Genomic DNA, 11,791 nt, shown 5'->3' on the forward strand with positions numbered 1-11,791 from the left:
CTTTAAACTTCTGTTATATTCTTTCCAGTTGCAAACTTTTTGTAGCTTTGACATACACACTTGTGGTTAAGTTTTTTGTCGATTTACTACTTTTCTTAGTTCGCAGCTACTTTTTTTTATATCTACGCAACAAGGTCTTGCAGGAATGACGTTGTTACTTCGGAGGTCTATAATTCTCATCATGCTTTGCAAGTAATTGTCTTGCTATAAATTTTCCGTCCGATAATTGCCCTATGGCAATAATTCCTTGTCCTTCACGAAATAGAGCAGGGAGTACACCTTGATATAATATTTCTAAATCCTTAATATTATCGGTAATAACAAAACTTATTTTATCAGCAGCAATTTTATTTATTGAGTCTATTTTAACAAGACCGCCGACTCTTAACTCTTTACCTTGTTCTATTTCATTAATTTTTGACGGTGGCAAAAAAAAACTATATTTTTCTCTAAATTGTAAAGTATTATACTAATTCCAAGAGCTGCAGAGCAGAAACAAATAATTATTGTTATTAATCTATTTTTTGCTCTCTTTTGCATTTTTCAATAATTTGTAATTTAAGAAGCTTAAACCTAGTAATATTGCTAAAACTAAAAAAGTAAATAAATATGTAGTTAATATATAGTTACTCATTAATTGCCTTTCAAAAACTCCATAATTTCCTTAGGTGAAGAATCTAAATAGAAATGTTTCAGATATTTTCCGTTTGCATCGATTAAATAAGTAAAAGATGAATGATCGAGCATATAGTTCGGGTCGTCATCATCACCATTTACACGAGCATAGAAAACTTTAAATTTATCGGTTACATCTTTTATTTGCTGCTCGTTACCGGTAAGACCTATAAATTTCGGATGAAAATGTTTGAGATATTCTTTAAGTACTATAGGAGTATCACGTTTTGGGTCAATAGTGATAAAAACAGGTAGAATATCTATTTTATGTTTATTTAAAATTTCTACAATTTCCGTCATTTTATTTAGAGAGGTTGGGCATATATCAGGACAACTAGTAAATCCAAAATAAATTAGGCTTAAATTGCCTTTCAACTCATCACTATTAAATATCTCTCCATTTTGGTCTATTAGTTCAAAATCACTGCCGATTTTTACGTTATCTTCATAGATATTAACTTGACCAGCAAGCGGTTTTTTAGGCGTTCTTAAAGATAATAACAAATATAATGCTCCTACTCCTATTAATAAGCTAATTACGATAATTATTTTTATAACATTTGATTGCATTTTCATAATATATACTCGTTGAACTTGAAAAATTGGCTACATCGTCTTTGTGAGTCCTTGGATGCTCACGTATTAAATATACGCTCCGCTCCTCGGCTTACAGACTCCTTGCTCTTTTTCAAGTTGAACTTCGTATATCAACTCTTTATTTCGCAGGAGTATAATTCTTTTTTTCAAGAAGTTTAAAATTACGACATTTTGGTTGTTTTTACACAAGCCCTAGTTTTTTAGGTTTAAAATATTTCACCCAAATATCTATTAACAATTTAGTAATGATAATCGCCGAAAACATTGAAGATATAATCCCGATTGTTAATGCAACGGCAAAACCTTTTATTGCCCCGACTCCGAATATATAAAGTAAAAAAGCAACGATTAAAGTAGTTAGGTTAGAATCAAGGATAGTAGCAAACGCAGATTCAAAACCGGTTCTAATAGCATAAAGATTAGAAACTCCTTTATGCAGCTCCTCTTTAATTCTTTCATAAATCAATACATTAGCATCAACAGCCATACCCATAGTCAGTATTATTCCTGCAATTCCCGGCAGAGTTAAAGTAGCCTGGAAAAGTGAAAGTAAAGCTAGAATATATAACAATGCAAGGCTTAGAACTATATTGGCAAATAAACCAAGTACACCGTAAGACCAAACCATAAATATACAAACTGCTATAAACCCTATAAGTCCTGCTTTTTTGCCCGACTCTATAGAATCAGCACCTAAATTTGGACCTATACTTCTCTCTTCAATAATTTTAAGTGGGGCAGGGAGCGAACCGGCTCGCAATAATAGCGCAAGCTCATTTGCCGACTCAACGGTAAAATTTCCTGTTATTATACCGCTTCCGCCCATAATTGCTCCGTTTATCGTTGGAGCACTTAGTAATTTATTATCTAAAACTATAGCAAGGCGTTTACCAGTATTATTTTTGGTTATTTCACCGAATATTTTACTACCTAAATTATTGAAAGAAAAAGCAACTACCGCCTGCGAATTTTGATCAAAAGAAGCTGAAGCGGTTGTAAGCTGATCGCCACCTAAAACGACTTTTTTCTTTATAACTACATAATACTCACCGTGATTTTCGTTATCACCTTTAACAAGCATTGAACCTACCGGAACATGTCCTTTTACCGCTTCTTCGATATTGGCATTTTCATCAACTAAATGAAAAGTTAGCTTTGCAGTTTTTCCTAATATATTCTTCAGGTAAGAGGGATTTTCTTCGCCTGGAACTTGCAGTAATATATGCTTATCGCCTTGCTTCTGTAGTGTTGGCTCTTTAGTGCCGGTACTATCAACTCTCATGCGAACGATTTCAATAGATTGGTCTACTACCTTATTAAGTAAGTTATTTAATCTAGATTCGCTGTAGCTAAGCTTTATTTTATTTTCATTTACTTCAGCGATAATTTCCGGATCGATTTTATTAATTATTTTCTTTAACGGCTTTAATTCCTCAGGCGACCTTATTTCTAATCGAATGCTATTTTGTTTAACTAACAGATTTTTATAGCCGATTTTATCCTCACGAAAATTTTTGCGTAAAGTGTCGGCAAGGTTTTCCATTGAATCATTTAAGTAGGTGTCAAAATCAACATCAAGTAATAAATGAGCTCCTCCTCTAAGGTCAAGCCCTAGATTTACTGAATCATGAGGCAGAAACTTAGAATTTACCTGCATAAAATTAGGTAAGGCACAAATAACCGCAAAAACCGTACATATAATTGAAAGAAAAATTTTCCATTTAGGAAGATCTTGCACCGCTTACCTTCTTATCTTTTTTTGTTATTTTCTTTTTTTTACTGCTACTTCTTTTGTACGACTTGTTATATCAACAATAGCACTTTTTAAAGCTTTAATACGTACATCTTTAGCTATTTCGATTTCAATATTATTGTCATTTTCACTTACTTTAGTCACAATACCGTAAATGCCGCTATTTGTTAGAACTTCTTCACCTTTTTTAACTTCACTTACTAATTTCTCTCTTTCTTTGCGTCGTTTTTCTTGCGGACGTAATAATAAGAAGTAAAATACGGCAAAAATTAAAACCATCGGTATTAAGCTTGTTAACCCTGATTGTAAAGAATTTGTTTCTACTGGCATTACCTCAGTTTCCTGTATCTCTATAGTGTCGTTATTATTTGCCTGATTATCTTGCGTATTTGCTGACATATGTAATTTCCTAATTGTTGCAATAGTCTTCCTATATAACCTCTTTCTAAAGGTATACGTCAATCCGGTACTCGTATCCTCACGTACTTTTTTGTACGTTGTGGTGCTGCGTGCCGTGTTTCCTACAAATTTATCCTTATTAGCTACATTATGCAAGAAGTCTAATAAAATAAAAATAGCTAGCTAAACGCTTTTATGCAAGGGTAAAATAAAAATATAAAGTTAATCAAAGGTAATGCATTATATTTAAATGTATTTTATATTATTATAAGTCATCACAAAACCGATAAATGGATATTTTTATGACAGTTATAACTACTAGAATTTCTAATGAACTAGATATTATACTTTCTAATGTTGCTAAGGAAATCGATAGACCAAAAGGATATATTATACGTAAAGCTATAGAAAGTTATATAGAAGCAAAAGCAGATTTGTTAATTGCTCTGTCTCGTATAGAAAAAGGGGAAGAAGTAATTTCATTAGAAGATATTAAGAAAAAATATGATTTGGAAGATTGAATTTATGATAAACTTACTGATGTCATGTGTGAAAGGGAGTTGTGTCCTGGACTGATTTTCCGTCATTGCGAGCGAACGTTAGTGAACGTGGCAATCTCAGGAATTTTGCCTGAGATTTCTTCATCGACGCCTATGACGTCTTCTCGCAATGACAAAAACGAATAATATTGAAAAATCACTGGAGCGGGTGAAGGGATTCGAACCCTCGACTTCGACCTTGGCAAGGTAGCGCTCTACCCCTGAGCTACACCCGCTTAAATATGAGGATATCAGAAAATAAATTTTAACCGATAATTTAATTCTTTTTTGCTGCAAATTATAAGATTTTTTTGAAATATTGATAATATTCCTTCAAACATCTTATGAATTTTCACTAAAAAAGCTCTTTAATTACTAATTAAAATTTATTTACCGATATCCTCTAACAACGGCGTTTTAATGTAAAAAGTTTAAGGGGATCAAAATTAATTACATATAAAACACCTTAGTGCTTTTTAATCTAAGCGAATCTGAATATAAGTAATTATAAGATAAATTGCAAGTATTAAATTAGAAATTTATTGGCATTGCTAAATAAAGATAGATTATTTAATAAATCAATACCATTGCAAGGAAATTACAAAGTAATTGACTAAGTAATCTAGTTAAAAACTCTGTAAACTAGTATTTTTTTATTATTTTCTTAAATTGATACGCTCCTTTCAGTCGCTCAGCTCATTACGACATTTATCTTTAGTTAGTAATGCTATAAAATCTAATTTTTTTAAATTGACTTTTATTTTTATATAAAACAAGATAGTTCTTTATTAATTTTAACTAATCTGTAAAAAGCATGTTAAGTTACCTAAAAGAGCAAAAGAGTTTAGCTCGTAATCAAAAAGAAGCAATAGGGCTACTATCGATAGGTACGTTTCTTGAATATTTTGATCTCATGCTTTATGTACACATGGCGGCACTACTTAACGAGCTATTTTTTCCTGAAGCTGATGCACGAGCTGCTTCTCTATATTCCGCCATCGCATTTTGTTCAACTTATGTGTTTAGACCTATCGGAGCTTTAATATTCGGTTGGATAGGAGATACTATAGGTCGTAAATCAACTGTTGTTATTACAACTTTTTTAATGTCGCTTTGTTGTCTTATAATGGCTAATTTAAAAACTTATGCCGAAATTGGTATTACGGCAACTTTTGTAGTAACTGCATGTCGGATTGTTCAGGGGATGTCTTCTATGGGGGAGGTAGTAGGTGCTGAGCTTTATCTAACCGAAATGACCAAAATTCCTCAACGTTATTGGGTGGTGGCTTCGCTTGTTATTTCTGTAGATTTAGGTATAACCATGGCATTGGCAGTAGGAACGCTTGTTACTTCTTTTGGGTCTGATTGGCGTATGGCATTTTGGTTTGGAGCAGTTATTGCTATAGTTGGTGCTGTTGCAAGGACAAATCTTAGAGAGACTCCGGATTTCATTGATGCAAAAAGACGAATAAAGAAAACTGTAGCACAAGCGGGGATAGATAGTAATAGGCTAAAATCAAGTCCTATTTGGAGTGAAAAAATTAATAAAACAACAGCAATAGCTTTCTTTTTTATACATTGTGGAGCACCATTATGGTTTTATATTTTGTATATTTATTGCGGTAATATACTAAAAAATTCATTTAATTACAGTGCTGCTCAAGTAATTCATCAAAATTTTATTGTTTCCATTGTAGAATTAATGAATACAATAATTCTTACTTATTTAGTTTGTAAAATACATCCTCTAAAAATCCTTAAAGTAAGATTAATAATATTTTCTATTGTAGCTATTATGTCTCCTATCTTACTAAATAATATCTCAGTTGCTACTGAATTATTTTTATTCCAATTATTTATTGCATTATTTGCACCTACTACTTTTCCGGCAGGGGCAGTGTTTTATGCAAGATTTCCGGTATTAAAACGTTTTACATGTGGTAGTTTTATATTTGCTTTATCAAGAGCTTTAATGTTTGCAGTTTCTTCTTTTGGAACAGTTTACTTGATAGATTATTTTAATCACTGGGGATTGTTATTCTTTATTATTCCAATTCTAATCGGTTATACATTTGGAGTAAATCATTTTATAAAGTTAGAGAAGGAAGCAGAAAGTTATTATTAGAAAAAGTTTTTTGTCTTTCAAGCTCACTATTAAAAACTTTTAGGCATAACTCAGCAAACTCTTGCTCTAGTTTATAATTTATATTAGCAGCGACCAAAAGAAAATTTATTAAAGTCTCTTCAATAATTTTTCTCGCTTTCTCAGATGATTTAACTCCCAAAGTTTGCACATTATGAATTCGATCAAATAATTTTATTAATGCCGTATTGTATCTTTTCTCTTTAATTAGTAAGTTTAGGCTTTCTCCGCTACTTATCTTCCCGTAAGATTTAATTCTAGTTAGACCTTCTACGTGTTTTGCTACTTCCGATCCAAAAATTTCGGTAATTGCTTCTTCAGTTAATTCGGTGTCTTCAATAGTATCATGAAGTAAAGCAGCTTGCAGCATAATAACGTTATAAAGCTTAGGTGCTTCTTCAGCTACAAATTCAGCAAGCATAATTGCTACCTCAATTGGGTGCGAATAATAAGGATCGCCTGATTGACGCATTTGAGAACCGTGATATTTACGTGCATAGTAGATACCTTTTTTGATTTCAAGGATATCTATAGGATTTTCTACTTTAGTATTTAAATATTCGAGTTTATCAAGTAGTTTTTTACTATAAACACAAATTTTAAACTTTTCTTTCCAAGAGCTTAGATCTTCCATAAAAGTTATTTCTTATTTCATTATAATTTATGAGCTATTAATTAAAAAATTTTAATAATAAATAGCTGCAGATTAAAAATTATTGTTATATAATTTTAAATATTAATCCTAAAGTCAAAATGTAACTATGTCAAACCGTAATAGTCTAGAAGTACAAGAGTATGCGCAATCTAGCTCCTTGAATAATACTAATCTAACTGCATCACAAGGTGAGTTAATACTAACTGTTGCAAATTTATTGTTCAAAGACTCGAATATCAATAATAATAATCAGAATATACCAAGAGATAATAATATATCTTATGAGAATAATATTAATAATATTACCGAGTCTGAAAATCAGGATATAAGTTGCGGTATATGTAAATGTCTTGGAGCTATAGCTACTGTTTGCTGTAATGTGTATGTATTTTTATCTGAATAGATATCACACTAAAAAAATATGAGCAAGGCTTAAGAAAGTTAGGAAACCTAGAGCATCGGTTATGGTTGTTAGAAATACGCCAGAGCCTGCAGCGGGGTCTATATCAAAATAATGCAGTATTATAGGAATAGCAGAACCGAATAATCCGGCTACTAAAAAATTTAAAATAACTGCAATAGCAAAAATAACGCTAAGATTTAAGTCAAGCAACATCACAAAGCTAAGTCCTGCTCCGATAATTGCAAGTACAAAACCGTTAAAAGCCGATACGGCTATTTCTTTTAATATAACTTTATTGACATTATTATAATGAATATCTTTATTAGCAAGAGCTCTAACCGTAACGGTCATAGCTTGTGTTCCGGCATTTCCGCCCATTGAAGCTACAATATGCATAGTGGCTGCAAGCGTTACAAGTTTTGCAATAGTGTCGTTAAAATGGTTAATGATAAGTGAGGTCATGCAGGCAGTGATTAGATTAACAAAGAGCCAAGGAAAACGATGTTTAACGGTATAAAATACATTGAAGAAAGTATCTTGAGTATGTACCCCGCTTAATGATAATATATCTTTTCCTGCTCGTTCTTCGATAATATAAATTATATTATCGATTGATACGCTACCTACTAACTTACCGCTTTTATTTACTACCGGTACGATAGTTAAGGCGTATTGTCTAAAAATAAAGCTTAGTTCATTTAAGTCGGTAAAAGCATCTGCGAGCTTAAAATCTTTGCTCATCAAATCTTTTATTAATTCATTTTTTTTGTGTTTAATTAGCGTGCTAAGAGAAATAATACCGATAGGGCGTAATTTATTATCTGTAACGATTGCCGCATAAAAGTCATTCTTTACGTTTTTGATAAAATTTAATGATTCTTCGACCGTCCATCCTTCTTGAAGATTAATAAAATCTCGCTCAATTACTCTGCCTACCGTATTTTCGGGATATGTACAACCTACGGTAATTTGGTGTTTTTTTTCTTTAGTAAGATTACCTAGAATAAGATCTTTTATATCATCGTCTAGATCGATTACTACTTCAATAGCATCTTCTATAACTAGCTTATTGATTAATTCCGCAGATTTTTTTATGCCTAAAGTTTCTATTATTAAAGGCTTACTATAAGCATTTAACGATACTAACGTTTCAGGCTTAATTACATCCTGTAATAAAGGAATAATTATTTTATATGTTTTATTGTTAAGATTATCTAAGAAATCAGCTAAATCGGCATAATGAAGCGTGGCCAGCCTGCTTGCAGCAGCATCATAATTATGATCTTCTATCAGATCATTAATTTGATCAAAAATCTCGACAAATTGATCATGATGATCCGGTAAGATGCTTTTAAATATGTTGAAATTAGGCATGACCTATTTACCTAATAGTTTATTATAGACTTATTATAATTAGTTAAAGCTGGTTAGCTAGGCTTGGCACAGAATTGTATACAATTTGATAATCAATATAAATCACAGAGTACAAATAAGCAATAGTTTTTTATTTATCAGAAGATCCACAGTGGATAATGTTGACAAGCTTAATATGTTAATTATATCCTTAAATTAGTATATTTTTATTAAGATATTAGAAGGGGGTTTATGAATAATCAGGAAGAATTATTGATTGGTGCAATTCTGGATGATGATCTAGAAAAGGTTCAAAAGTTATTACAAGCAGAGGTTAACCCTAACATATTAGATGAATATGATAATCCTTGCATTTATTCTGCTATAACAAATAAAAATTTAGATATAGTTACTACTTTATTAGATAAAGGGCTAATCCGAATGCAATTGACTATGATGGAAACCCTACAATTGTAAGGGTTATAGAAACAAAAAATTTAAGTATCCTTAATGCTTTTTTAGATAAAGGAGCCGACCCTAACTTTCAGCCTTCCGGCAAAAATCCTATTCTTCTAAAAGCTATAAATAGCAATAACTTAGATATCTTTAATGCTCTAATAAATAAAGGAGTGAGTCCAAATGCATTGGACTTAGAGGGAAATCCTATTATTTTAAGAGTTATAAAGTCAGAAAAAGTGAAGATGGTTAATGCTTTATTAGATCAAGGGGTCGACGTTAATCAATTGGATAAAGACGGCGCTCCAATTTTATTTTCAGCTATAAATACTAAAAACTTAGACATAGTTAGATCTTTAATAAATAAAAATGCCGATATTAAGCTTACGGATAAAAACGGTAATACTGCTCTAGATATTCTATTAGAGCGTAAAGGAAATGTAGATATAGCTTTACTATTTGTAGAAAATGCTAAAGAACAGACCGTAGAAAAAATTCTTAATTTAAGGAACAATAACGGAGAAACTCTTTTGCATTTAGCCGCCCAACAAAGAAATAGAGAAATATTTGAGAAATGCCTAGATTATTATTTAAAATTTAATCACACAGTCAATATTACTGATAAAACCGGAAATACCCCGCTATATTGGAGCAAATTATTTGGACATACCGAAATCTCTGATATATTAACTAAGTGTGCAGAAGAACAAAATGAAACGACATATACAAAACTTACTAGAACAGAGCGTTTTGAAGATTTGCCACCAAGACCTAAAATTGTATTAAGCTATAATTCCCAAGTTGGAGGGGAAGTTGCAAATGAAGCAAAAGATATGCTTATTTATCAAGGGGGAGTTCTAGAATATATTGATTATAGAAAAATAGTACCTGAATCAGCTAACAAAGAGAAGAAGATTAATAAAGAGGTAATAAATGAAGCAAAGCAAAAAGCAAAAGAACTTTTAACTGATAAAGATGCTCTAGTAATTCTGGGTAATAATGCCTCAGTTGATCCGGAAGTAGCTAAGCAATTTGGAGGAGAAGTAACCTTAAATGATGGTAAATTTGATTTTGCACGTTCTCTTGCTGAAATGGTTATGGCGGAAGTTGCTATAGAAAAGGGATACCGATAATGGGAATTTGCGGAGGGCATAAATTATTAATACCTATCTTAGAGGGAAAATAGTTGATATGCCTGATCATAAACATGATTCTATAATTATTGAACCTACTTCAGAATTAGCATCAATAATAAGAAAGAAGTCTACTGTAAAAGAAATACCGAATCAAAGCTTTTGGGGTAGTCATAATAATGTAGTAACAGAAGTAGGTGGAAAAGATCGATTAATAGACAAAAAAGAGTTACTAAAAGTATCAGCTACCACCAAACATGGCGAAATAGAGGCAACGGAATCACAGTTCGGAGCTCCAATTCGCGCTTTTCAATTTCATCCTGAAGTGTCTAAACGAAAGCTTACATATTCAGTTGAAGAAATGATACGTGATAAAAAAATCTTCGCATCATTTGTACAATCGGCCCAAACATTTGCTAATAAGAAAAAGCTAGGAGTAGAAGTGTCAAAACAAAAAAGCTTTAGAGCCATGATCTCAGAACAAAGAGAAGAGAAACCTACAGCAAGAGGTCGTTAATTTGACTTTGTAAAAAACCGGTGAGTGGTGCGGTCGAGAAGACTTGAACTTCCAATCTTTTTACAGAACAGCACCCTCAATGCTGCGCGTCTACCAATTTCGCCACGACCGCTTAAGTTTTACTCTATAGCAGATTATGAGTAAAATATCAATAGGGTTGTTGTTTATCCGTCATTGCGAGCGACTAAAAGGAGCGTGGCAATCTCAGGACTTTAGCACGAGATTGCGTACGTACAAAACTTACAGTTTACCCTCGCAATGACGATAAAGCTATTTAAGACAAACTCACTACAAAACTAGGTATAATCGATTGTTTAATAGCAGCTTTTGTTAAATTATCCAGTTTTTCATCACTATTATCAAAATTACTATGATATTCTCTAGAATTTCCGGTTAACACTAGGCCAGAATCTATACCAAGGCGATTTGCTGCAAGTATATCGGTATAGAAAGTATCGCCTATCATTAACATACGTTCTTTAGGGGTATTATGACATTCTTTTAAAATCTTGCTATATATATCTTCATATGGCTTACCGCTATAAATTACTTTTCCGCCAAACTGCTCTATTTTTTCGGCATAATAACCGCTACAATATCTATAAATACCGTGTTGATTTATTCCAAGGTCAGGATTGGCACAAATATTAACCATTTTACGTTGTACAACAATTTTAAATAACTCATCGAATTCGTTTAAATCTAAATTTTCGTTCTCGTCTCTGTAAATAGTCATTAGGAAAATATTAGCTTTGTTAATATCATCAGTGATAGGACATTGAATTCCGTTTATTATATCATTTTCTAAATGTCCTAGGTGATATATTACCGGTTTTTCAATACCGAATCGTTCTTTGCTTTCTAGGATCATTTGCGCAGCTATTTCACCTGAGCTAATAATCATTTTAGGTAGCACGTTTACTCCCCAAGATTTAATTGTTTGGTGCAGCGAAAAAATATTTCGTGGAGCATTAGTAACAAAATATACTTTTTTCCGTTTAATAATTTCATTAATATTTTCTACGGCGCCCGGATAAGTATGTCCTCCTTCGATTATTACACCCCAAAGATCAAATAAAAACACGTCATAATCATCGATTACGTCGAAAATATTTTTTAACTTTAATGTATTCATTTATTGGTCATGCCTCCATATTGCAGTTACACC

The 11,791-nt window shown here is 32.0% G+C and carries 8 protein-coding genes, 2 tRNA genes and 3 pseudogenes; 4 read left to right on the top strand and 9 right to left on the bottom strand.

The features are described from left to right. Positions 1-154: 154 nt before the first annotated feature. The 4 genes and pseudogenes from ccmE to yajC form a co-directional block, all read right to left on the bottom strand. Positions 155-540: pseudogene (ccmE, locus tag KYQ89_RS05175) on the bottom strand (cytochrome c maturation protein CcmE). A gap of 93 nt (positions 541-633) precedes the next feature. Beyond that, positions 634-1,251 carry an SCO family protein gene (locus KYQ89_RS05180; protein ID WP_218460693.1) on the bottom strand — a complete coding sequence of 206 codons (618 nt, stop codon included), beginning with the start codon at positions 1,249-1,251 and terminating at the stop codon, positions 634-636. Positions 1,252-1,453: 202 nt separating this feature from the next. Next, the gene (secD, locus tag KYQ89_RS05195; RefSeq protein WP_218460694.1) at positions 1,454-3,010 is read right to left on the bottom strand and encodes a protein translocase subunit SecD; all 1,557 of its coding nucleotides are present in this window, start codon (positions 3,008-3,010) and stop codon (positions 1,454-1,456) included. Further along, positions 2,994-3,424 (bottom strand): annotated as a pseudogene (gene yajC / locus KYQ89_RS05200) (preprotein translocase subunit YajC). Before yajC ends, secD begins: the two are co-directional and overlap by 17 nt. A gap of 290 nt (positions 3,425-3,714) precedes the next feature. On the opposite strand from yajC, the gene KYQ89_RS05210 reads away from it, so the two are divergent. Next, complete coding sequence (locus KYQ89_RS05210; RefSeq protein ID WP_218460696.1) at positions 3,715-3,945, top strand: antitoxin of toxin-antitoxin stability system; 231 nt, start codon at positions 3,715-3,717, stop codon at positions 3,943-3,945. 179 nt (positions 3,946-4,124) lie between these two features. Here KYQ89_RS05210 and KYQ89_RS05215 read toward each other — a convergent pair. Next, positions 4,125-4,199, bottom strand: a tRNA-Gly gene (locus tag KYQ89_RS05215). Positions 4,200-4,777: 578 nt separating this feature from the next. Here KYQ89_RS05215 and KYQ89_RS05220 point away from each other — a divergent pair. Further along, positions 4,778-6,088 carry an MFS transporter gene (locus tag KYQ89_RS05220; RefSeq protein ID WP_218460697.1) on the top strand — a complete coding sequence of 437 codons (1,311 nt, stop codon included), beginning with the start codon at positions 4,778-4,780 and terminating at the stop codon, positions 6,086-6,088. On the opposite strand, the gene KYQ89_RS05225 is transcribed toward KYQ89_RS05220, so the two are convergent. Continuing rightward, positions 6,051-6,740: an HD domain-containing protein gene (locus KYQ89_RS05225; protein WP_218460698.1), complete on the bottom strand. Its 690-nt coding sequence runs from the start codon at positions 6,738-6,740 to the stop codon at positions 6,051-6,053. The two genes, KYQ89_RS05220 and KYQ89_RS05225, sit on opposite strands and share 38 nt — an antisense overlap. Before the next feature lie 127 nt (positions 6,741-6,867). On the opposite strand from KYQ89_RS05225, the gene KYQ89_RS05230 reads away from it, so the two are divergent. Then, positions 6,868-7,164 carry a hypothetical protein gene (locus KYQ89_RS05230; protein WP_218460699.1) on the top strand — a complete coding sequence of 99 codons (297 nt, stop codon included), beginning with the start codon at positions 6,868-6,870 and terminating at the stop codon, positions 7,162-7,164. Between the two features lie 3 nt (positions 7,165-7,167). On the opposite strand, the gene mgtE is transcribed toward KYQ89_RS05230, so the two are convergent. Continuing rightward, a complete protein-coding gene (gene mgtE, locus KYQ89_RS05235; RefSeq protein ID WP_218460700.1) occupies positions 7,168-8,538 on the bottom strand; it encodes a magnesium transporter in 1,371 nt (456 codons plus the stop codon). Positions 8,539-8,769: 231 nt separating this feature from the next. On the opposite strand from mgtE, the pseudogene KYQ89_RS05240 reads away from it, so the two are divergent. Further along, positions 8,770-10,623, top strand: a pseudogene (locus tag KYQ89_RS05240) (ankyrin repeat domain-containing protein). A 25-nt stretch (positions 10,624-10,648) separates the two neighbouring features. On the opposite strand, the gene KYQ89_RS05245 reads toward KYQ89_RS05240, so the two are convergent. Both KYQ89_RS05245 and KYQ89_RS05250 read right to left on the bottom strand, forming a co-directional pair. After that, positions 10,649-10,735, bottom strand: a tRNA-Leu gene (locus KYQ89_RS05245). Positions 10,736-10,897: 162 nt separating this feature from the next. Further along, positions 10,898-11,758, bottom strand: a complete 861-nt coding sequence (locus KYQ89_RS05250; RefSeq protein ID WP_218460701.1) for a TIGR01459 family HAD-type hydrolase — start codon at positions 11,756-11,758, stop codon at positions 10,898-10,900. Between the last annotated feature and the right edge of the window lie 33 nt (positions 11,759-11,791).

This window comes from Rickettsia sp. TH2014 (assembly GCF_019249195.1).
Lineage (GTDB): Bacteria > Pseudomonadota > Alphaproteobacteria > Rickettsiales > Rickettsiaceae > Rickettsia > Rickettsia felis.